Origin of the sequence: Micromonospora sp. NPDC050795 (assembly GCF_044456785.1) — a bacterium.
Classification (GTDB): domain Bacteria; phylum Actinomycetota; class Actinomycetes; order Mycobacteriales; family Micromonosporaceae; genus Micromonospora.
Genome location: NZ_JBITGE010000035.1, coordinates 30,209 through 51,286, shown reverse-complemented (window position 1 = coordinate 51,286; position 21,078 = coordinate 30,209). Strand labels below are relative to the sequence as shown.

General features: G+C 71.1%; 19 protein-coding genes and 1 tRNA gene. 11 read left to right on the top strand and 9 right to left on the bottom strand.

The features are described 5' to 3' along the window. Positions 1–273: 273 nt before the first annotated feature. Genes ACIBEF_RS26265 through ACIBEF_RS26250 form a run of 4 tightly spaced genes read right to left on the bottom strand, consistent with a single transcriptional unit; the run spans position 274 to position 2,955 of the window. The gene (locus tag ACIBEF_RS26265; protein WP_396795800.1) at positions 274–1,032 is read right to left on the bottom strand and encodes an energy-coupling factor ABC transporter ATP-binding protein; all 759 of its coding nucleotides are present in this window, start codon (positions 1,030–1,032) and stop codon (positions 274–276) included. Continuing rightward, entirely contained in the window at positions 1,029–1,799 is a 771-nt protein-coding gene (gene cbiQ, locus ACIBEF_RS26260; RefSeq protein ID WP_396795798.1) for a cobalt ECF transporter T component CbiQ, read from the bottom strand. Before cbiQ ends, ACIBEF_RS26265 begins: the two co-directional genes overlap by 4 nt. 14 nt (positions 1,800–1,813) lie before the next feature. Beyond that, a complete protein-coding gene (locus tag ACIBEF_RS26255) occupies positions 1,814–2,242 on the bottom strand; it encodes a PDGLE domain-containing protein (protein ID WP_396795796.1) in 429 nt (142 codons plus the stop codon). Further along, a complete protein-coding gene (locus ACIBEF_RS26250; protein ID WP_355005418.1) occupies positions 2,239–2,955 on the bottom strand; it encodes an energy-coupling factor ABC transporter permease in 717 nt (238 codons plus the stop codon). Before ACIBEF_RS26250 ends, ACIBEF_RS26255 begins: the two co-directional genes overlap by 4 nt. Positions 2,956–3,216: 261 nt before the next feature. Here ACIBEF_RS26250 and bcp point away from each other — a divergent pair, with 261 nt between their 5' ends. From bcp to ACIBEF_RS26230, 4 genes are all read left to right on the top strand, one after another. Continuing rightward, a complete protein-coding gene (gene bcp, locus ACIBEF_RS26245) occupies positions 3,217–3,693 on the top strand; it encodes a thioredoxin-dependent thiol peroxidase (RefSeq protein WP_091393498.1) in 477 nt (158 codons plus the stop codon). Between the two features lie 30 nt (positions 3,694–3,723). Further along, a complete protein-coding gene (locus tag ACIBEF_RS26240) occupies positions 3,724–4,320 on the top strand; it encodes an HNH endonuclease (protein WP_396795794.1) in 597 nt (198 codons plus the stop codon). Continuing rightward, positions 4,311–4,384, top strand: a tRNA-Leu gene (locus tag ACIBEF_RS26235). The genes ACIBEF_RS26240 and ACIBEF_RS26235 overlap by 10 nt, the downstream gene beginning before the upstream one ends. A gap of 109 nt (positions 4,385–4,493) precedes the next feature. Beyond that, entirely contained in the window at positions 4,494–5,021 is a 528-nt protein-coding gene (locus ACIBEF_RS26230) for a GNAT family N-acetyltransferase (RefSeq protein WP_396795793.1), read from the top strand. 4 nt (positions 5,022–5,025) lie between these two features. Here the strand turns inward: ACIBEF_RS26230 and ACIBEF_RS26225 are convergent, their stop codons facing one another. The 3 genes from ACIBEF_RS26225 to ACIBEF_RS26215 form a co-directional block, all read right to left on the bottom strand. Then, complete coding sequence (locus ACIBEF_RS26225) at positions 5,026–6,015, bottom strand: expansin EXLX1 family cellulose-binding protein (RefSeq protein ID WP_396795791.1); 990 nt, start codon at positions 6,013–6,015, stop codon at positions 5,026–5,028. A gap of 109 nt (positions 6,016–6,124) precedes the next feature. Then, on the bottom strand, positions 6,125–6,943 hold the full coding sequence (locus tag ACIBEF_RS26220; RefSeq protein WP_396795789.1) for an MOSC domain-containing protein: 819 nt from the start codon (positions 6,941–6,943) through the stop codon (positions 6,125–6,127). Between the two features lie 4 nt (positions 6,944–6,947). Beyond that, positions 6,948–7,781: an O-methyltransferase gene (locus ACIBEF_RS26215; RefSeq protein ID WP_396795788.1), complete on the bottom strand. Its 834-nt coding sequence runs from the start codon at positions 7,779–7,781 to the stop codon at positions 6,948–6,950. A gap of 410 nt (positions 7,782–8,191) precedes the next feature. Between ACIBEF_RS26215 and ACIBEF_RS26210 the strand changes: the two genes are divergently transcribed. The 6 genes from ACIBEF_RS26210 to ACIBEF_RS26185 all read left to right on the top strand — a co-directional run bounded on the left by ACIBEF_RS26210 (position 8,192) and on the right by ACIBEF_RS26185 (position 15,670). Continuing rightward, a complete protein-coding gene (locus tag ACIBEF_RS26210) occupies positions 8,192–9,094 on the top strand; it encodes an LCP family protein (protein WP_396795786.1) in 903 nt (300 codons plus the stop codon). A gap of 87 nt (positions 9,095–9,181) precedes the next feature. Continuing rightward, positions 9,182–10,846, top strand: coding sequence for a sugar transferase (locus ACIBEF_RS26205; RefSeq protein WP_396795785.1), 1,665 nt, complete (start codon positions 9,182–9,184; stop codon positions 10,844–10,846). Between the two features lie 91 nt (positions 10,847–10,937). Further along, the gene (locus ACIBEF_RS26200; protein WP_396795783.1) at positions 10,938–11,903 is read left to right on the top strand and encodes a glycosyltransferase family 2 protein; all 966 of its coding nucleotides are present in this window, start codon (positions 10,938–10,940) and stop codon (positions 11,901–11,903) included. Continuing rightward, positions 11,903–12,970: a glycosyltransferase gene (locus ACIBEF_RS26195; protein ID WP_396795782.1), complete on the top strand. Its 1,068-nt coding sequence runs from the start codon at positions 11,903–11,905 to the stop codon at positions 12,968–12,970. The genes ACIBEF_RS26200 and ACIBEF_RS26195 overlap by 1 nt, the downstream gene beginning before the upstream one ends. Next, a complete protein-coding gene (locus tag ACIBEF_RS26190) occupies positions 12,967–14,328 on the top strand; it encodes a lipopolysaccharide biosynthesis protein (RefSeq protein WP_396795781.1) in 1,362 nt (453 codons plus the stop codon). Before ACIBEF_RS26195 ends, ACIBEF_RS26190 begins: the two co-directional genes overlap by 4 nt. Before the next feature lies 1 nt (position 14,329). Continuing rightward, positions 14,330–15,670: an O-antigen ligase family protein gene (locus tag ACIBEF_RS26185; RefSeq protein ID WP_396795780.1), complete on the top strand. Its 1,341-nt coding sequence runs from the start codon at positions 14,330–14,332 to the stop codon at positions 15,668–15,670. A 30-nt stretch (positions 15,671–15,700) separates the two neighbouring features. Here the strand turns inward: ACIBEF_RS26185 and ACIBEF_RS26180 are convergent, their stop codons facing one another. Continuing rightward, positions 15,701–17,878, bottom strand: coding sequence for a sialate O-acetylesterase (locus tag ACIBEF_RS26180; RefSeq protein ID WP_396795778.1), 2,178 nt, complete (start codon positions 17,876–17,878; stop codon positions 15,701–15,703). A gap of 142 nt (positions 17,879–18,020) precedes the next feature. On the opposite strand from ACIBEF_RS26180, the gene ACIBEF_RS26175 reads away from it, so the two are divergent. Continuing rightward, positions 18,021–19,049 carry an acyltransferase family protein gene (locus ACIBEF_RS26175; protein WP_396795776.1) on the top strand — a complete coding sequence of 343 codons (1,029 nt, stop codon included), beginning with the start codon at positions 18,021–18,023 and terminating at the stop codon, positions 19,047–19,049. Here the strand turns inward: ACIBEF_RS26175 and ACIBEF_RS26170 are convergent. Then, positions 19,046–21,058: a trypsin-like peptidase domain-containing protein gene (locus ACIBEF_RS26170; protein WP_396795775.1), complete on the bottom strand. Its 2,013-nt coding sequence runs from the start codon at positions 21,056–21,058 to the stop codon at positions 19,046–19,048. The two genes, ACIBEF_RS26175 and ACIBEF_RS26170, sit on opposite strands and share 4 nt — an antisense overlap. Positions 21,059–21,078 lie beyond the last annotated feature (20 nt).

Sequence of the window (21,078 nt, the reverse complement as noted above, 5' to 3'; positions counted from 1 at the left end):
GGCGCCCGCGCCCATGCCCCGCGCCCATGCCCCGCACCCGCGCCCCGCGCCCGCGCCCATGCCCCGCGCCCATGCCCCGCACCCGCGCCCCGCGCCCGCGCCCATGCCCCGCGCCCATGCCCCGCACCCGCGCCCCGCGCCCCACGGCCCGCGCCCCGCGCCCATTCCCGCGCCGATCTTGCACTTTGGGTTGGCCATATGCGGCTTTCGCCCCGAAAGGCGGGGACAGAAAGTGCAAGATCGGCGGGGGCGGGGGGTGGGGTGGGGTGGGGTTTAGGGCTGGGGGGTGAAGCCGTAGGGCAGTTCCAGGCGGTGTTTGGTCAGCAGGGGCGCGTTGTTGAGCAGGGTGGTGGTGGGGGCGTCCGCGACGATCCGGCCGTCGTCGAGGATCACCGAACGCTCGCACAGCTCCGCCGCGTACGGCAGGTCGTGCGTGACCATCAGCAGGGTCACCGGCAGGCCGCGCAGGATCTCGGCGAGTTCCCGACGGGCCGCCGGGTCCAGGTTCGACGACGGCTCGTCGAGCACCAGGATCTCCGGGTGCATGGCGAGCACGGTGGCCACCGCCACCCGGCGACGCTGCCCGAACGACAGGTGCTGCGGAGCCCGGCCCCGGTGCTCACTCATCCCCACCGCGGCGAGCGCCTCGTCCACCCGGGCGGCCAACTCAGCCCCGCGCAGACCCAGGTTCGCCGGCCCGAACGCCACGTCCTCCGCCACCGTGGGCAGGAACAACTGGTCGTCCGGGTCCTGGAAGACGATGCCCACCCGGCGGCGGACCTCGGCCAGGGTGGCCCGATCCGGGGTGACGGTCAACCCGCCGACACTCACGCTGCCCTCGGTCGGGGTGAGAATGCCGTTGAGGTGCAGCACCAGCGTGGTCTTGCCGGCACCGTTTGGCCCGAGCAGCGCCACCCGGTCGCCCCGCGGCACGTTCAGGTCGACCCCCTGAAGGGCGACGTGCCCGTCCGGGTACGCGTAACGAACACCCCGAACGTCCAGCGAGACAGCGGTCTGCACGACACCGATCATGACAGCACGACGGCGGTCGCGGCGATGGAGGCCGCCAACACCGGTACGGTCGCCGCGACCAGCCACTGACCGGCGCTCGCCGCACCCTCGCCCTGCCACACGGCGGGCATCCTTCCGGTGTAGCCGCGGGACAGCATCGCCAGATAGACCCGCTCGCCGCGCTCGAAGGCGCGCAGGAACAACGCCCCGATCCCGGCGGCGAAGCCCCGCAGTTGCCACAGGAAACGTGGGTCGTCTCCCCGGGATATCCGGGCCACCCGCATCCGCCGTGCCTCGCCGACCAGCACGTCGAGGTAGCGCAGCATGAACGCGGCGATCTGGGTGAGCACCTGCGGGCAGTGCAGCCGGTCCAACCCCACGATCAGGTCGCGGGTGGTGGTGGTCGCGGCGAGCAGCAGCGAGGCGAGCACCCCCAGGGTGCCCTTGGCCAGGATGTTCCACGCGCCGTGCAGCCCGTCCTCGGACAGGCGCAGGCCCAGCACCTCGACCCGGTCGCCGGTGCCGAGGAACGGTAGGGCGACCGCGAACAACACGAACGGCAGTTCGATCAACGCGCGGCTGAGCAACCACCGTGGGCCCACCCGGGCCAACGCCGCCACCGCCGCCACCAGCACGGCGTACGCGCCGAAGGCCCAGAACGCCTCCCGTGGGGTGGCCACCACGGCGAGGGTGAAGACCACCATCGCCACGATCTTGACCTCGGGCGGGAGCCGGTGCACCGGCGAGTCCGACTCGCGGTACAGCACGTGCCCGTGACCGGCTCCCATCCGCGTACCCCTGTTCAGCTTGTCGCGGCGGCGCGCGCCGTCGCCGCGTCATCCTCGGCGGGCGTGGCGTCCCCGGTGGGCGTCGCCGCGTCAGCGCCGGTCGGCGTGCCGCCCCGGCGGCGCAGCAGCCAGAACCCGCCGGCCCCGACCGCGAAGGTGACCAGCACCCCGAGCACCCCGGAGAGGCCGGTGGAGACGAAGCTGTTCCGCACGCCCCGTACGCCGTAGTCGGCGAGCGGGCTGTCGGCCAACTCGTGGTCCTTCGCCTGCTGGGCCGGGCAGCTGCCGCCGACGATGTTGTCGTCGGCGTCGACGGTGCAGCCCTTGAGCAGCGACGAGTCCAACCCGTCCGGGTGGGACGAGGCGTAGTTGCTGACCACGCCGGCGAGCAGCAGGGCGACCAGCAGGCCGCCGGCCAGGAAGGCCCACGAACGGTTCTTCATCGGACACCTCCGGAGACCGGGACAGCGGGGGTGGTGGGGGTGCGCAGGGAGCGCAGCGCGTACACCAGGTCGGGTCGCACCTTCGCGACGGTGAGCACGGTGGTCGCGGTGATCAGGCCCTCGCCGATGCCGATCAGCAGGTGGGTTCCGGCCATCGTGCCGGCCAGGCCGGCCAGGTTGCCGCCCAGGTCGGTGGTGCCGCCCAGCCAGTACTGCACGACGAAGCCCTGGGACGCGACCACCACGCTGAGCATCGCCGCGACGAACGCGGTCACCGCCAGACCAGCCCGCGTCCGGGGCAGCACCCGCAGCAGCAGCGCGATCAGCGCGTACGCCGCGGCGGTGCCGAGCAGCGCCATGTTGGTGATGTTGAGGCCGAGCATCGCCACGCCGCCGTCGCCGAAGACCAGCGCCTGTACGACCAGCACCACGGAGACGCAGAGCGCGCCGACCCACGGACCGACAAGCATCGCGGCGAGCGCCCCACCGAGCAGGTGGCCGCTGACGCCGGCCGTGAAGATCGGGAAGTTGAGCATCTGGACGGCGAAGATGAACGCCGCCACCAGGCCGGCCATCGGGGCCAGCCGGTCGTCCAGGTCGCGCCGGCCGCGCAGAACGCAGAAGGTGAGCGCGGCAAGAGCGAGCGCAGCGAAGATCGCTGCCACGGGACCGTCGATGATCCCGTTCGAGATGTGCATCGCCAGTGTCTCCACGCGACCTCCTACGCGTCAGCGGGCCCAACCGGGCCAGCGTGGGACAGCCTATTTCCCAGGACTAGTTGTTGCCAGAGCCTGGCAACAGGGCATGGCCTTGATCACCTCTACCTGGTCAGGCGCGTGAACGGCGGGTTTCCACCAGCCGACCCCCTGATGATCACCCCCGCGCCCCGGCCGACAGACGGCAGGCGCGCGCTCGCAGCGACGGCCCGCGTCGTCGGTGATGGCGCTGGCCGGCACGGCGGTAGGGTCGGGGCCATGACCTCGCCCGACCGACTCTCCCCCGGTGACCCAGCGCCCGAGTTCACCCTCGCCACCGACACCGGCGACCAGCTCTCCCTCGCCGACCTGCGAGGTCGCAAGGTGGTCCTGTACGCCTACCCGGCCGCGATGACTCCCGGCTGCACCAAGCAGGCCTGCGACTTCCGCGACTCACTCGCCTCACTCCAGGCCGCCGGCTACGAGGTCGTCGGCATCTCCCCGGACAAGCCGGAGAAACTGGCGAAGTTCCGCGAGCGCGACGCCATCACCTTCCCGCTGGTGTCCGACCCGGACAAGTCGGTGCTGACCGCCTACGGCGCGTACGGCGAGAAGCAGCTCTACGGCAAGACCGTCACCGGCGTGATCCGCTCGACGTTCGTGATCGACGCCGACGGCAAGGTCGAGCGGGCGCTCTACAACGTCAAGGCCACCGGGCACGTCGCCAAGCTCCGCCGCGACCTGGGCCTGGACTAACCTGTCGTACCGGGGCGCTACGGTCCGTCAGTGGTCCGATACAAGTACACGCCGGAAGCACTGGCCGCCGCTGCCGCCGTCGCCCGCAACATCACCGAGGTGATGCGGTTGCTCGGCGTTCGCGTCAGCGGTGGCTCACACGCGCACATCAGCCGACAGCTCAAGCGGTTCGGCATCGACACGTCGCACTTCACCGGCCAGGCACACAATCGAGGCGTGCGTTGGCGGCGCACGTCCCCCACGGAGTTGCTGGTAGTGCTGCCGGCCGGTTCCCGCCGAATCCCGGGGATCCGCCTCAAACGCGCCTTGGCGACAATCGGCCTGCCGGAGACCTGCGAGGTGTGCGGCACCGGGTCAACGTGGCAAGGCGCCAGGCTGACGCTGCACGTGGACCACATCAATGGCGATTTTCTCGACAATCGGCCGCGCAACCTTCGTCTGCTCTGCCCTAATTGCCACAGTCAGACCTCTACATACGCTGGTCAGCGACGGCCTGCACTCGTGGAGCCCAAGGTGGTCTACGATCCTGATGCGGTTACTCCGACCGGCTTCCCGATAGGCAGGCGACTGCCGCGTCGGCTGGAGTGTCCGTGGACGCTGGTGGAGTACAGCTTCAAGGGGCCGTAGCCCAACGGCAGGAGGCATGCGGTTTAGGTCCGCACCAGTGCGGGTTCGAATCCCGTCGGCCCCACATCGCCATCGAGTGGCGACGGATCCTGGCTTGGTCGGAGCCAGGATCGGTTGTCGGGCACGTCACTGCCGCGGGTCGTGGCCCTGGTCGTTGAGCCAGGATGGCGAACGTGAGTCTGCGCTTCGTCCTTGATCCTGACCTGACCCCGCAGCTACGCGCCGAGATCGTCGACCTCTGGATGGACGTCAGCAACGCGGGCGGGGCGGTCGGCTTCGTACCACCGGTCACCGCCGCCGACGTGCACGTCACCGCCGATCCGACCTTCGCCGGCATCGCCGACGGACCGGACCGGCTGTTGGTCGGCTACTCCGGGGACCGGCTGACGGCAATGCTGATCTTCAGTGACAACCGTTTTCCGCTCACGGCGCACTGGTGCACCGTGAAGCGGGTGATGGTCCACCCGGACACCCAGGGCGCCGGCTACGGCTCGGCGCTGATGGTGGAGGCCGAGCGTCTGGGCAGGGCGTTGGGCCACGAGGCACTGCACGTCACGGTGCGCGACGGGCTGGGGTTGGACAAGTTCTACGGTCGCCTCGGGTTCCGGGAGGTCGGCCGGCTTCCGGGCGCGTTGCGGGTGGCCCCCGATGACGACCGGGACGAGATCCTGATGTGGCTCGATCTGACGGTGGCCGACTGAGCGGTCAGCCCTCGCACCACCGGGCGTTGGCCCGGGCCGAACTGGTGGTCGGCGCGTCGGTGGCCGGAGCGCTCGTCCTCGCCACCTCGACCGAGCGACGGGTCGGCGTCGGCGTGACGGCGGGTCGGCTGCTCGGCGGACGGGTCGACGCGGACGGACGGCGTGTGGCGGCACCGGCCCCGGGTCCGTACATCCGGACCGTGTTGTTCTGCACCTGGCCCGGTGCCATTCGGATGCCGCCGGCGGTGACCCGGTTGCCGTACACGTCGGTGACCCGGACGGTGAACGGGCCCGGCCCGGCTCCGGAGGCGATCAGCCAGTAGTTGTAGTCCTGCCGGGCGGCCGACTGCCAGGGGTCGCTGTCGCGCTGCCGGACCTCGACGGACCGCAGCGGGTTGCCGTGGTTGCCGACGCGGACGGCGAACCACCACTGCGACGCGCCTTCCTTGATCCGGAAGCTGAGTGGTCCGGGCAGCGGCGGGTTGACGACCGCGCGGTAGGTCACCGGAACGAGGCCCTGGACGGGGTCGGCGATCCGGGCGAACGCCTCGCGGGACAGGTCGAGGTGGCCGGGCTCGCACTCCGGGCACTGGTCCATGATGAGCACCCGGACGGTGCCCTTGGGGCCGACGACGTCGAGGAATCCGCCGCAGGCGGCACCGGCGGAGTATTCCGTCGGACCGAGCGCGACGTAGAGCCGGTTGGCGGGGGCAGCCGGGTTCGAGCAGTTGCCGCCGGTGCCCTTGGAGTCGTAGAAGGTGGCCTTGCCGGTGTGCGTGGCGTTGCCGGTGGGTGGTGCGGCGGCCAGCGTCCGGCCGGCGGCGCAGGCCGGGGTGGAGCCGGATCGCAGGGTGAGGGTGAGCCCGAGGGTCGCCGCGAGGACTGTGACGCCGGTGGCCACCAGCCAGGGTTTCGCGCAGGACGACGGCGCGGGCCGGTCCTCTGGAGGATGGTCCAGGTCGATGTTGATGTCGACAGCGCTTCCGTCCGTCACGTCGGCGATGCTGCCGGACCGGTCGGGTACGGACAAGCGGGCTAAGCCAAAGCTAAGACAGCATCGACGGACGGTGACCGTGAGGTGCCGGTTGCTGGTCGGCTCCCGGTCAGGGCGCGATGACGACCGGGGCGTCCACCGTCAGCGGTCCGCTGTCGAGCGGCACCAGGTTCAGTCCGAAGAGGAGCTTCTGCTTGACGTTGCGGTGTCGCCCGAGGGTGCGCAGCGGCTCCCTGGTGCGTACCCCGGTCTCCTGGTCGGTGGTGGTCACCACGCAGCGGTCGCACGGCCCGGCGGCCTGGAACGTCCGGTCGCCGATGCGCAGCCGCCGACCCACCCAGTCGTCCTCGGCCCAGGCCGGCGCACCGCTGACGACCAGGTTGGGTCGGAAGCGGGTCATCGGTACCGGTTCCTCCCCCGCTTCGGCCAGCCAGTCGTTGAGGGCGTCGAGGGAGGTGGCGTTGGCCAGCAGCACCGGGTAGGCGTCGGCGAAGGTGACCTGGTCGCCGGTGTCGTGTTCGCGGGTCCCGGCGGCCAGGTGGCGGGTCGGCTGGGCCAGCCAGACCAGTCGGACCGGTCGGCCGAGCAGGGCTCCGAGCCAGTCGTCGGCCGCGTGGCCGGCCGGCAGCGCGGGGACACCGAAGGTGCGGCTGCGGAAGGTGCGGACCGGGACCGGTTCGCCGCCGGCCGGCTCGGGCACGTCGAGGTCGGGTTGCCCGTCGGCGCGCAGTGACAGGCCCCCGGGGTGCACGGAGGCGCGCAGGCCGACGAGCCGGGTCGTGTCCCGCTGGGTGACGCCGACCCCGTCGGCGTCCACGACCATCCAACGCCGGTCGCCGGCCAGACCCCACCGGTGCACGAACGCGCCGTCGTGGTCGAGCCGGTGACAACCCTTGACGGGGTACGTGTGAATCGAGGTCAGCCGCACCCGGCTACCATGCCACGCCGATCCCGTCGCCCGGGTACCAGTGGTTGGCCGGGGTCTCCCGGTAGGCGAGGAACCGGCGGCCGGTGCGTTCGGCGTGCTCAGCGAGCACGTTGGTGCTGGTGACGTTGTCGGTGAGCAGGATCGCGCCGGGCGCGAGCTTGGGTTCCACGGCGTCGAACTCACGCTTCTCGTGGGCTCGGCTGTGGTCGCTGTCGTGCAGGAACAGGTCGACCGGGCGGTCCAGCGCGCCGATCGAGGCGATCGAGTCGCCGATCACCAGGTCGACGACCTCCGACCACGGCGCGACCCGGGCCAGGTAGCCGGCCTCGGGGTTGATGTCCAGGGAGGTGACGCGGCCCGGGTGCCCCTCCTGTGCGTTGCGCAGCAGGGCGGACGCCAGGACGACGCTGCCCAGTCCCTTGTCGACACCGGTCTCGACGACGTGGGTGGGGCGGGTGGCACGGACGATGGCGTACCAGCCGATTCGCCGGGCGTAGCGGATCTCCTTGTCGGCGAGGCCGCGCCGGTCGGAGGCGGCGATCGCCGCCAGGAGGTGCTGGCGCAGGCCGTCGTCCGACTCGATCTCGCTGAGGTACGCCCGTACCTGTTTGACCGGGATGTCGCAGACCACGCTGACGAACCAGGCGAGGTGGTTGCGGCTCAACGAGGTGAGGTCGTACGTGTAGTTGTGGTGCTCGCGGGAGGTCAGCAGCCAGCGCGCTGAGCGGCGCAGCATCTTCGCGTCGTGCCGCGCGACCGTGCGAAGCCTCTTGGGAAAGGCGGCGATCGGGGCGAGTGGAGTACGCGCGACGGCCCGTCGGAGCTTGATTCGATCCACGGGTGCCGTTGTAGCAGGGTTCGGTCGGCAGCGGGAGTGTCCTCGCGAAAGCCGATGCTCACGGTGCCCACACCCTGCCGCAGGGGCGGCAGAATAGGGCCTGGAAAACGTTCCCGGGCCGGCGTTACCGGCAGTCCGTCCGAACGCAGGGTCGGGTTCGCCGCCCCGGTCGGCAGGCATGCGATAGCCGAAAGGACGAGGGTGCACGACAGGCGCATGGAATCAGTAGCATCGCCGGCATGTCTGGTGCTCAGCGGTACACCGATGCCGACACCGAATTCTTCGACCCACACGCAGCCGATCCGCAGGAGGATGTCCCGGCCGGGGGCAAGCGGCGACGTCGTGGCCCTCGCTGGCGTCGCGTCCTCGTCATCTGCCTGGTAGTCGCAGCGATCCTGGGCGGCGGCAGCATGATCGGTGGCGCCCTCTATCTCCGTTCGGTCGAGAAGGACATCGACCGGGTGGACGCCTTCGCCGACATTCCCGAGGAGGGGCGTCCGCAGGCGGTGGCCGGCGGCGCGATGAACATCCTGATCCTGGGAAGCGATTCCCGCGACCCGGAGAGCACTGGCGGCTCGCGCACAGACACCATCATCGTCGCGCACATCCCGAAGGACCGGTCCAGCGCGCAACTCGTCTCGATCCCTCGGGACACCTGGGTGAACGTGCCGAAGGCCAAGAACGGCCAGCACGGCGGCCGCGATGCGAAGATCAACGCAGCGTACGCCTGGGGTGGCATTCCGCTGATGGTGCAAACAGTCGAATCGTTCACCACGGTGCGAATCGACCACGTCATGATTGTCGACTTCGCTGGCTTCAAGGAAATCATCGACGCCCTGGACGGCGTCGACATCAACGCGGAGAAGTCGTTCACGTCGATCCACCCGCCGTTCCGCAAGTTCGAGCAGGGGATGCAGCGGATGGACGGTGAGACGGCCCTGGACTACTCCCGCCAGCGCAAACAGTTCGCTGACGGCGACTTCGCCCGCATCCGTCACCAGCAGCAGGTCATCAAGGCCATCCTCGACAAGGCCGTGTCCGGCGGCATCGTCACCAACCCCGGGCGGCTCAACTCCTTCGTCAAGGCGACCTCGAGCGCCGTGGCGGTGGACGAGAAGATGTCACTCGTCAGCATGGCGACAGACCTGCGGAACCTCCGTGGTCGTAACCTCACCTTCCTCACCAGCCCGACGAAGGGCACCGGTCGAGTGGGCAGCGAGAGCGTCGTCTTCGCGAACACCGAGAAGGCAAAGACCTTCTATGATGCCGTGCGCCGGGACTCCGTTGACGAGATTCTCGCCAGCGCCAAGTAACCCCTGGGCCGGCGGCCATTGCCGTCCGCCGCCTTGTCTCGAATTACGGACCGGCCAGGTCAGCCGGCCGTCACGGGGAGGTCCACAATGTCCAATCAGCCCGCTATGTGGCATCGACCGGTGCCGGCCGAGGACCGGGCCGGCAACGCCACCGACGCCCAGGGCGACGGTGAGGGGGACGACGAGGGGAATCGCGGCGGGAGTCGCCCTCCCGCCTACCAGTTCCCCGGTTACCAGCCTGCCGGCTACCAACCTCCCGGTCACCAGCCTGCCGGCCACCAGACTTCCGGCCACCAGACCCCGGTCTTCCCGGCGCCCGCCGACCGGCGCTCGACCTCACCGGCCCCGGCACCCGCGCCCGCACCTGAGGAGCACGAGCCTCGCGCCGGCCTGGACACGACCGCCGTCCTGCCGTACGCCGGCTCGCGCGCCTCGACCCGGACCCGGTGGCTGCGGGCCTGGATGATGACCGCGCCGGTCGACGTCCTGGCACTGCTGACGCCGCTGCTCGTCACCCAGCAGTACTGGCGCGGCACCCTGGCCATGACGGTCCTGACCGTGATCGTCTTCGCCAGCGGCGGCCTCTACCGGGCACGACGGCACGTGAGCTTCCTCGACGAGGTGCCGAGCCTCTGCGGGCGTCTGCTGGCCGCGGCGTCCGCGGTCGCCATCGTCGCGGCGATGCGTCACGAATCCGCCGAGTACGTCTTCAGCTTCACCCGCGGTGTCGCCGCGTCGGCCGGGCTGGTCATCCTCGGGCGGGCCGTCACCCGAGAATTCGCCATCGTCGCCCGCAAGCGCCGGTGGGTCGAGCACAACACCATCATCGTCGGCAGTGGCCCCACCGCCGTGGAACTCGCCCGGCTCCTGCGCCGCTACCCCCAGTACGGCCTGCGCTTCGTGGGTTGTGTCGACACCCCGGACGGCCCGTCGGCACTGCCGCTGATCGGATCCCTCGACGACCTCGACAGCCTCGTACGGCTGCGCGAGTGCGACGTGGTGATCGTCGCGGACGCGAACTGCTCCGAGACCTCACTCATGGAGATCCTGGCCCGGCCGCGGACGGCGGAGTGCGACCTGTGGGCGGCCACCCCCCTCTGGGGGTCCCGTTCGCACGGCGACCACATCGGCGCGGTCCCGGTCGTCAGCATCGGCGACATCACCCTCTCCGGCCCGCAGTCCGCGCTCAAGCGCGCGTCGGACATCGCGTTCGCCTCGGTGGCGCTGCTCCTGCTGAGCCCGGTGCTCCTCATCTGCGCTGTCGCCACGCTCATCGACGGCGGCCCCGGCATCTTCTTCTACCAGGAGCGCATCGGTCGGCACGGCCGACCTTTCAACATCATCAAGTTCCGGTCCATGCGTCCCGTCGACGAGCACGAGTCGCAGACCAACTGGTCCATCGCCAACGACCGGCGGGTCGGGCCGATCGGCCGGATCATGCGCAGGACCTCCCTCGACGAGCTTCCGCAGCTCTGGAACATCCTCCGTGGCGACATGAGCGTGGTCGGCCCCCGACCCGAGCGCCCCTACTTCGTCGAGAAGTTCTCGGCCGAATACCCCCAGTACGCGATGCGCCACCGCGTTCCGGTCGGGCTCACCGGCCTGGCGCAGGTCAGCGGGTTGCGCGGCGACACCCCGATCTCCGACCGGGCCCGCTTCGACAACTTCTACATCGAGAACTGGTCCCTCTGGCTCGACGTCAAGGTGGTGCTCCGTACGGTGACCGAGGTGTTCCGCGCCGGCGGCCGCTGATCCGCCCACGCACCGGCACACCGCCGGGTACGGCCAACGGCCGTGCCCGGCGGCCGTGTGCAGGTCGTACCCCCAACGCATGGAGAACGCTATGCCGAACGTATCCGTCGTGATCCCCACCACGGGCCGCCCCAGCATCGCCGACGCGGTGCTCTCCGCCCGATCCCAGCAGGGCACATCCGTGCACATCGTGGTCGTCTGTGACACCCCGGAGGTGCCGCAGACGGTGCGGAACCTGGGGCAGCACATCGACCGGGTGGTCTGCACCGGCGGCGGCCGGCGCGGGTCGTACGCCCGCAACCTCGGAGTCACCCACGCCATCCCGGGCAGCCACGTCGCGTTCCTCGACGACGACGACACCTGGCTGCCGACCAAGCTGGCGGCACAGGTCCCCGCGCTCGAGCGGGTCGCGGCGGCCGGGTTCCGCCCCGTCGTGTCGTCCCGGATCCTGCAACGTAAGGACGGCGCGGAGCCGCTGCCGGCACCGGCACCGGCAGAGGTGATCCCCGACGGCATGCTGCCGGAGGACTACCTGTTCCGCCGCCGTCACCTCGGCATCGGCCGGCAGTCGCTGCCCACGTCGACGCTCCTGACCACATACGAGTTGGCGACCGAGTGCCGCTGGGACGAGACGCTCCCCCGACACCAGGACTGGGACTGGCTGGTCCGGGTCGCCCGGCTGCCGCGCGTGAAGATCGTCCAGGTGGAGGAGGCGACGGCCGTCTACACGGTGGGCAGCCCCGGGTCGATCTCGGCCGGCACCGACTGGCGTACCTCGTGGCACTGGGCCCAGCGCTGGGAGGGAGTGTGGGCACCGGGGACCTTCTCGGACTTCATCGCGGCCCAGACCCTCCGCTACGCTCTCCAGGCCCGGGACCGGGAGGGCGTGCGGGAGATGGTGCGGGCGATCCGCCGCAACTCGCCTCCGTCCGCCCGGAACGCAGTGCTGGCGGCGCTCGGGCTCGTACCCCGGTCGACCCTGGAACGGGTCGCCATGCGCAAGTCGAAGGCCCCCAGCAGCCCCACTCGACCGCTTGAGACCGAACGGCCACACTGATGCGTCTGCACTTCGTACTGCCGCAGCTCGAACCGCTCTACGGCATGGAGCTGGCGGCGGCGCTGCTGATCCGCGGCCTCCAGGCCCAGGGGGTCGAGGTCTCGGCAACCGTCGTGTCCCGGGGGGTCCCCGCCGAACTGGCCGACCTGGACGTCGACACCCTGGGCCTCGGTTCCCGGATCACCCGGTTGATGGAGTCTGTTCCGCCGCTGCGGCGGCGCCTGCAGAACCTGGCACCGGACGTCCAGATCGTGGCCAGTGGGCTGTGGGGCAGCGTGCCGGTCGGTGCCGCCCTCGCCGGTTCCGGCCGCCGCTACGTCGCCTGGGAGCACTCCCTGCTGCCGGAACGACTGCGGATCGACCGACGGGTACGCACGCTGGCCCGGTTCTCGCGGCTCAAGGGGCTGCGTCCACGGCTCGTCGTCGCCGTCTCCAACGGTGTCGCCCGCACGGTTGCGCAGCTGGCGCCGGGGCAGCCGGTGGTCACCATCACCAACCCGATGCCACCTCGGCCCTTCGTCGCACCGCGTGAGGTGGTGGACCACCGACGGATCAACCTCCTCACCACTGCCGCCTTCCGCCCGTACAAGAACCACTCCTGCGCCATCGCCGCGCTGGCCCTGCTGCCGGAGGCGTACCACCTCACGCTCGCCGGCGACGGCGAGGAACGGGATCTGCTGCACGCGAAGGCCCAGGAACTGGGTGTGCAACACCGGACCACGTTCCTCGGCCGGGTGCCGGGCGTCGCCCAGCTACTCGCCGAAGCGGACCTCCTGGTTCACCCGTCCCGTGCCGAGACCTTCGGGTTCAGCCTGGTCGAGGCCGCCGAGGCGGGCCTGCCGGTGGCGGCCCTCCCGGTGCCCGCGCTGGACGAGATGATCCCGACCTTCGTGCCTGGAGCCTTGGCGGCGGACACGTCGCCGGCCGCCCTCGCGGACGCGGTGCTCCGGCTGACCGGTGCCCAGCGGCCGACACTGGCCGACTTCGAGAAGTCCTGGCACGCCCGGTGCGCGGCGCTGGATCCCGCCGAGGTCGGCCGCCAGTGGGTGGAGGCGTTGAACAGGTGAGTACGCCCTCCGGTGCGGTGGGCTCCGTCGAGCCGACCGCACCGCGGCCACGGTCGCACCGGCGTCCCCCGAGCGGACGCGACACCTTCCTGAAGCGGTCCGGGAAGTTCTTCACGGGCACACTCCTGCGGACCCTCGCGCAGGGCGTGCTCTTCGTCCTGCTGGCCCGGGAGATGTCTATCGACACCTACGGGCTCTTCGTCGGTGTCACCGCCCTCGTCGCCGTGGTCTCCCCGTTCGCGTCCGCCGGCGCACCGAGTCTGATCTTCCAGAGCTACGCCGAGGCCCCCAGCGAGTGGGCCCGACACCTCACGCGGGGCCTGGTCCTGACCGTCGTCTTCGGTGTGGGCGCGACAGTGTTGGTGAGCGCGGCCGGGGTGGCGATCTGGGGTAGCGAGGTCAGTGCCGTCGACATGCTCTGCCTCGCTGCCGCCGACCTGGTGGCCTGGCGGCTCATCGAGGCCGTGGCCGCGTCCGTGCAGGCCCGGGGCAAGGTCTTCGTCGCCTCGGTCATCCCCGCCCTGCTGCACGTGTTCCGGCTGGTCGGCGCGCTGGTCCTCGCCACGGCGGACGAGCCGATCTCCCTTCGGAACTGGGCTCTCACCGCGCTGGCGGTCTCCGTCGTGGTCTGCGTGCTGGCCACCTGGTACGGATTGCGCGGCGGAGGGGGTGGTTCCTGGTCCGTCGGGCCGGCACTCAGCCAGGCCCGCAGCGGACTGCTGTTCGCCGTCGGCCTCTCCGCCCAGACCGTCTACAACGACATCGACAAGGTCATGCTGTCCCGGATCGGCACCACCGAGGCGGCGGCGATCTACGCTGCGGCCTACCGGGTGGTGGACTTCGCGTACACGCCGGCCCGGTCGATGTCCGCGGTCGCCTACCCCCGCTTCTTCGAGGTCGGCCGCGAGGGACCCCGGGCGGCGCTCGGGCTCGCCCGTCGCCTTCTGCCTCGCTTCCTGATGTTCAGCGTGCCGAGCAGCCTGCTGCTGGTAGCAATGGCCTGGACCATGCCGCTGATCTTCGGACCGGAGTACGGGGACGCGACCCTGGCGCTGCAGGGCCTCAGCGCGATCCTGGTCCTGAAGTCGATCCACTACCTGGCCGCCGACGCCCTCTCTGGAAGCCGACTCCAGGGCCGTCGTACGGTGTGCCAGATCGCGGTGGGCGTCGTCAACGCGGGGCTCAACGTGTGGCTCATCCCCGCCTACGGATGGCAGGGCGCGGTCGTGTCGAGCCTCCTGTGCGACGCTCTGCTCGGCATTCTGCTGTGGGGATGCCTCGTCATCGCCCTGCGGCGACACCCGCACCGCGATGCCGTCGCCGCTCCGGCAGCGGCACCTGACCGAGAAAGGGTCTGACGTGACCACCATCTTCGGTGTCCTACTGACCGTCGGTGGCGTAGCGGTGGCTCTGTGGTTGATCCGAATGAGGCGGTCCGTCGCCACCGCATTCGGCGACCCCGCATCGGCGGTCGCCCTGGTCGGCTTCGCGTTGCTCACCAACGCGGCCCCGGCGCTCGCCGGCAGCCACAGTTCGATGCTGATCGGCGTGCTGGTGGTCGCCCTGCTGGGCTGGCTGGTGCTCTCCGGCCGTGGTCTCCTCCGCGGCCCGTCCGATCTGTGGCTGCGGATCTCGCTGGCGATGGCCGGCGGGCTGCTCGTCTGGTGCGCCCTCATCGACGTCGTCACCGGCACCGGGATCTACGGGTCGCGGTTGCCGGCGTACGGGGCGGCCGGGCTCCTGCTGATCGCCGTCTGGATGATGGCCGCCCGCACCACGGTCAGCGTACGGGCGATGGCCTACACCGGGCTGGCGGTCCTGGCGCTGCTGGCCATTCCGACCGCTCTGTCCGGGCAAGCGGCGTGGCGGGCGTGCACCGGCGGGAAGCTGGAGAAGTGCTCTCTGGCCGGTGCGCTGTTCAAGAGCTTCTACAACTCCGAGAACTATGCGGCGATGCTGGCGTCGTTCACCCTGGTCGCCGCGTTCTGCGCGATGCGCCGCGCCGAACTGGTGGCGACGGCGTCGTTCTGCCTGCTGGTCATCGTCGCCACCGGCTCCCGCACCAGCTATCTGGCCGTCGGCGCGGTAGCCGTCTGGATGCTGGGCGCACTGCTCGTGCAGCGTCTGCGACCGAGCCCACGGATCCCCTTCGCGCTCTGCGTGGCGCTGGTCGTCGGCGCACTGACAGCCGCCACCTATCTGATGTGGAGCGCGTCGAAGACCACGCTGAGCAACCGCGGCAACATCTGGGTCGCCGCCCGCGAGTACCTCAGCGGCCGGGAGGCCGTCGGCGTGGGCGTCTCGAAGTGGTACTACCTACAGGACATCGAGAAGGCACCGACCCACTTCTTCCACTCCGGGTACGTCCTGGTCATCTTCTCCGGCGGGCTGATCGCGCTGACCCTGTTCGGTCTGTGGATGGCCACCCTGCTGCACCGCAACGTCGAGGACGGGCACGCCTTCACCGCCAAGGCACCGGTGGTGCTCCTCGTCGTCTACTCGTTCACCGAGGTCGTCTGGAACCCGCTGTCGGTGGACGGGCTGACCTGGATCATCGTGCTGCTGGCCCTCACCGCGTCGGCGTCCGCCGCCCCGGCCCGCAACCCGACCCCGGGGCCGGTGGACCTGGTGGACCGCCCAGGTCGGTTCGCCGCCCTCAAGCGGTTGACGGGTCGGCACGACGCCGTCGCCGCGCGGTAGGAACCCAGGACGCCGCGCCGGTCGGAGTGACTAGGCAGCACCGATCGGCAGGCCCTTGAACGCCAGCAGGCCGACCCCGGTGGCGTTCACGCACCAGGGCCCGGCGTCGCCCCGGTAACTCAGCCCGGTCGCGCCGTCGGCCGGGCCGGACAGACTCAGCACGAGCCGCCCTCCCTCGCGGTACTCGACGGCGGTGACGCTGGCGGTGCTGCCGTCGACCGTGAAGTCGGTGCCCGCGCCGGCCCGGACCGTCAGCGGGTCGGTGCTACGGAGCTGAACCACCACCTGGGTACGCCGAGCATCGGTGAAGGCGGCCGACCGAGGGTTCGGGGCAGACACGCCCTCGCCGGGGCCGCGGTGGATGTCGCGGGCCAACACGGCAAACGCCTGATCGCCCAACTCGCGGTAGCCCTGCTCCCAGGCGAAGTGGCAATCCTCCCGGCCCGACAGGGCCGTTGTCGACAGCACCGTCACCTTCAGGGTGTCGACCAGCCGTCGCTGGGCCTCACGCAGCGGGCCGCCGGAGGTGTTTCCGCACGGTGAGCTGGCGACCTGGACGACGTAGTACCGGGTGCCGCCGGCGGTTCGGAACCCCACCTCCCGACGCCAGTCCGTCAGCAGCGCGGTGAACCCGGCGACGTGCCCGGTGGCGTTGTTGTTGTCGGCCTCGCCCTGGTACCAGAACACCGCCCGGACCTCGCCGATGACGTTCGCGGCGCTGAGCCGTTGCCGCAAGCGGCCGTAGTTGGTGCGCAGGTCACCGGGGTTGCCGTCGTTGCGTTGGAAGAACGACACGACCTTGCTGCTCTCCGCGCCGTTGATCACGGCTACCGGCACCTGGTAGGTGTCCATGAGTCGGTGGGCAGCGCGGATCCCCCACTGGCCGACCGAGCCGGGCTGCCGGACCGTACCCGAGACGGCGTAGTTCCAGGTACGGTCCGCGCCGGAGAGGACCCGGTCCCCGGTGGTCGAGCCGAAACTGCGGACGTACGGGGACTCCTCGCCGATCGACGAGCCCCGGTGACTGGCCGCCACCGCGTTGGACTGGCCCTGGATGACGTACACGTCGCCGGACACCACGCCCTCCCAGAGGGCCGCCCGCCGGGCGACGCCGTCGCCGAGCACGTGCAACTCGAATCGGTACTCCCGAAGCGCGGCGGTGATCCGTTGCCGGAACGCGAACTCACCGCCGGGCCCGATGGGCACCGTCTCGTCCCAGCCGTCGGCCCCGCTGACGACCTTGAGGCGTACGGCGCGGACCCGCGGGTCGGTAGCCTTTCCCGCCACCGGCACGACAGCGCCGCCGGCTGCGTCCCGGGGGTACAGCTGCCGATCCCGAGGGTGCTGACCAACGGTGAGGACCGAGGCGCGGGCGTAGACCGTCAGCCGCCGTTGGGTGTACGTGCCGGCGTTGCCGGCGGCCGTCCAGTCGGGCTGACCGGTGGGGGCGGTCCCGATGCCCACCGACAGCGGCTGGACGTCCGAGGTGAAGCCGTTGACCGCGAGAACCGTCTGCGGGGCCGCCGCTGCCGGGCGGGTGGCAGCGATCGTGTGCACCTGGAAGGAGCCGTACCCGATCGACGAGTACACGTCGTCGTCGGCGTCGTACCGGTCGGTGGTGGCGCCGGGGACCTGGCCCGAGTTGACCGGCCCGTACTTGTTCGGCCACATCTCCAGATAGCCCGTGAGACCGGTGCCGGTGGCCAGGCCCGGCGCGTTGGTGGCGACCTCCAGATCGGCGATCCGTTGGCGGACGATCTGACCGGCCCGGGTCGGCAGGCCGAGGCGTCGGGCGTCGGTCGTGAACGGCGACATGGCGGTCCACACCCACTGCGTACCGGTGGGGCCGGTCAACTCCAGGCAGTAACCGATCCGGTCGAACCCGCCAGCCACCGCCCCGGCCCGGTCGAACAGGAGGGCAAGTGGCCTCTTGGGGTCGTTCCGCTCGGGCAGATCGAGGGCGCTGACCGGGGTGAAGCCGGCCATGCCGTGCGCGTTGGCGGCACAGGCGGTGCCGTCTATGGGGGCGACGGGCGGCGGGGTGTCCACGTCGGCTGCCGACCAGGCCGCGTCCGGTGCGCCGGTTTTCGTCGGCCACCAGCCGAGCACGGGGACGGCCGCCAGGAGCAGGACGACCACCCCGAAGCCGATCCAGGCCGGTCGGGGCAGCGATCCGAGGCGGGCCCACGGAGGGTGGGGACGAGACACCCGGGAACCTCCACAGTGTGGGCAGCGTGTCGTGCCCCAGATTAGGCGATGCGCCGTACCCGACGACGCCGGCACGACCTCCGGCCGAACCGGTGCTGATCCGGGGCGTAGGTTGGTCCCGCTGTCTGAAATGATGCCCGCCATGGCCGCAACGAGCACGACAACGGCGGCGGGTAACCGCTCCGCCGGTGTCGACCTCCTCCGGATTGTCGGAATCGCCGCGGTTGTCGCGGGCCACGTCTGGAGCGACGATCTGACCCGGGCGTCCATCTACACCTGGCACGTTCCCGTGTTCTTCGTCCTGACCGGCTACTTCTGGTCGCCCGGCCGACCTCTCGGTGGGGAACTGCGCAAGCGGTGGACGACCCTGGGCGTGCCCTACGTGGTGTGGTTCCTCATCCTGGTCGCGGCACTGCTCGCCGCTGACGCCGCAACCGGCCAGGTCGCACCGGGCACCATCGGTGACGCGCTGTACGGCGGCACGGCTGCGGTCCGACCGTTCTCCGCCTTCTGGTTCGTCTCGGTGCTCTTCATCGCGGCGGTCGCGTTCCGGTGGCTGGAGCGGTTCCCCGCCGCGGTCGCCTGGACGGTCGCGGTGGTCGGCCTGGTCACGGCGTACCTCGCGCCCAGCGTTGTCACCGCCGGCCCGCTCGGGCTCTTCCTCGTCCCGGCGTGCCTGGTCTTCGTGCTGGCCGGGCGGCTGCTGCGGCGGCTCCGCCCGCGTCTTCCGGCCAGCGCCGGTGCGGCAGCACTCTCGATCGGGGTCGGCTTCGTGCTGCTCGGCCTCAACCGGGACCTGGACCTCAAGGCCGGCGACTTCGGCTCCCCGGTGCTGGGGGTGCTGACCGCGGTCCTGATCAGCGTCGGTCTCATCCGGCTCGCGGAGGAACTCGACCTGCGCATCGGCGCGCGGGCGTCGCGGGTGATCAGTCGACTGGCCGGCTGCGGCATCGCCGTCGTGCTCAGTCACGCGGGCATCCTGTGGGTGCTGAAGACGCCCAGGTCCGGTGGGGTGCTCGACCTGGTCGCCGCTCTCGTGGTCCCCTGGGTGTTCGCGTGGATCGTCATCAGCACGCCGCTGGGCCCGTGGTTGACCGGCACCCGGATCGGCGGTTCCGCGCGGGCCGCCAGCGGCGTGGCGCCTCGGCCGGGTGCCGCCCAGACGCACTAGAAACGGCTGTTGCGCCGGCGCGCCAGGAGCATTGCCACCGCCACCACGACGGCGACAGCGAGCGCGCCTCCGGCCGCGGCGATCACCGGCACGGCCCAGCTCGACCCGCCTGAATCGTCGCCGGGCCCCCGGCTGTCGATGGCCGCCTGTCGGTACGACTGGGCCAGCAGGTTGGTCGGGGAGGTCCGCGCGGCCTCGTCGAACCGGGCGATGGCCTTCGACTCGTCTCCGGCGAAGTACGCGTCGAGGCCGCTGCGGTACTGGTTGTCACCCTTGCCGAGCGTGTTCGTGACGCCGGCAGTCTGGAGGAGGGCGGTCATGGCGGAGACCGGCACGACGAGGCGGTTCGCCTTGTCAGGCCGCAGAACGTCGTTGTCCAGCATGCCCACCACGCGGCCGCTCGGGTCGATGGCGATCCCGCCCCGCGAATAGAGCCCGAGATCCTCATTGATCCGGTACGGGTTCAGCGGAGTCGAGGAGTCGATCCCGGTCACGGTCACCGTCTTCGACAGCACCGTGTAGGTGGCGGCGCGGAAGCTGGTGTCGGTGGTGCCGTAGCCCAGGACGAGCAGTGACGTCTCCGGGCTGACGCTGGCCGACGTGTTCAGCTCCGACGTGGGCAGGTTCTTCTGATCCAGCTTGATCAGGGCGATGTTCCCCGCCTCGATGGGGAGGGCCCGGACGACGGTGCCGGCAATCGCCGGGCTGTCCGTCACCTCGCCCTTGGCGATGTTGAGCTGCCCGTACAGCCGGGTTTCCGGCTGGTCGCCGGCGTTCGCACCGGTCAGGACCGAGGTGCTCAACCGACTGCGGGTGTAGGTGCTGATGTCCTTGGCCTGCAGGCTGCCCTCGGAGACGAGCCGGTTGGCCACGGCGTTCAGGGCACCCCCGACCAGGACGTCCGGGGTGGGCTGCACGCACTGGCTGTTACTGAGGACGTACCCCTCGTGTTGGACGACCACGCCACTGCAGCGCCGGCTGAAGGTCACCGGGGCCTTGTCCAGCAGGGCACCGCCGGCCTTGTTGCGGACGTACCCGGTGAACACGACCTCCACGAAGACCATGGACGGCCCGGCGACGGCCAGTGCCCGCTCCTCGGGGCTGCGCAGGGCGGCCTGCGCCCAGGGCTTGAGGCCGGGGGCGAGTGGGGTCGCGGCAGGGAAGCCGCTGGAGGTGGCGGTCGGCGGCGCGTCCGGTTCGTCGGGCTCATCCGAGCTGAGGGCGTAGATGCCGGCACCGCCGCCGACCACGGCCACCAGGGCCAGCGCGGCCACACCCGCCCAGAGGCCGGTACGCCGCTTGGGCGGCGCCGAGGGCTTGATCCGCCGTACGGGGGCGGCGTACGGGTCGAACGGGGGCACGTCGGCCGGTGGGCCGGACACGGCGGCCGGCGTCGGCGCGACGCCGTGGCCGGCCGGCCCGGCGGGTGATGCGGGTGCGCTCGACGCCGGCGCGGCCGAGACGGGATGGGCAGGCGACTGGTTCGGGATCGCGGCCGACTGCACCGCCCACGGGGCATGCGGCATGTCGACGACCGGCTGCGGCACACCCGACACGGGCTGCGGCACGCCGGAGACCGGCTGCGGCACGCCGGAGACCGGCTGCGGCACGCCGGACACGGGTTGCGGCACACCCGACACCGGCTGCGGCACGCCGGACACCGGCTGGGGAGGGGCGGAGACGGGTCGGGGGGCGGCGGGCACCGGTTGGTATTCCACGCCGAGCGCGCGGAACAACTTCTCCGGGGCGGGTCCGGCCTCGGCGGCGTACGCCACCCAGGGCGCGGCGGCCGAGAAGTCGGCGTACGTGATCGGGGGTCCGTCGGGTGACTGGGCGAGCGCGTTCGCGACCTCGGCGAACGCCTCCCGCCAACCGGGGGCGGCGGCAACCGTCGCGTCCAGCACGGCCACGCTCACGAATCGGCCCTGCTCGTCGATGGCGGCCCAGGCCTTGCCCACCGGTGAACCGCCCAGCAAGTGGGTGAACCTGTAGGGGCCTTCCGGCTGCATGCCAACTCCTCCGCTCGACC

Bases quoted from the DNA above. Each gene is read 5' to 3' on its own strand.
- ACIBEF_RS26265 (WP_396795800.1), bottom strand. From the start codon at position 1,032: ATGATCGGTGTCGTGCAGACCGCTGTCTCGCTGGACGTTCGGGGTGTT.
- cbiQ (WP_396795798.1), bottom strand. From the start codon at position 1,799: ATGGGAGCCGGTCACGGGCACGTGCTGTACCGCGAGTCGGACTCGCCG.
- ACIBEF_RS26255 (WP_396795796.1), bottom strand. From the start codon at position 2,242: ATGAAGAACCGTTCGTGGGCCTTCCTGGCCGGCGGCCTGCTGGTCGCC.
- bcp (WP_091393498.1), top strand. From the start codon at position 3,217: ATGACCTCGCCCGACCGACTCTCCCCCGGTGACCCAGCGCCCGAGTTC.
- ACIBEF_RS26210 (WP_396795786.1), top strand. From the start codon at position 8,192: ATGATCGGTGGCGCCCTCTATCTCCGTTCGGTCGAGAAGGACATCGAC.
- ACIBEF_RS26205 (WP_396795785.1), top strand. From the start codon at position 9,182: ATGTCCAATCAGCCCGCTATGTGGCATCGACCGGTGCCGGCCGAGGAC.
- ACIBEF_RS26200 (WP_396795783.1), top strand. From the start codon at position 10,938: ATGCCGAACGTATCCGTCGTGATCCCCACCACGGGCCGCCCCAGCATC.
- ACIBEF_RS26195 (WP_396795782.1), top strand. From the start codon at position 11,903: ATGCGTCTGCACTTCGTACTGCCGCAGCTCGAACCGCTCTACGGCATG.
- ACIBEF_RS26175 (WP_396795776.1), top strand. From the start codon at position 18,021: ATGGCCGCAACGAGCACGACAACGGCGGCGGGTAACCGCTCCGCCGGT.
- ACIBEF_RS26170 (WP_396795775.1), bottom strand. From the start codon at position 21,058: ATGCAGCCGGAAGGCCCCTACAGGTTCACCCACTTGCTGGGCGGTTCA.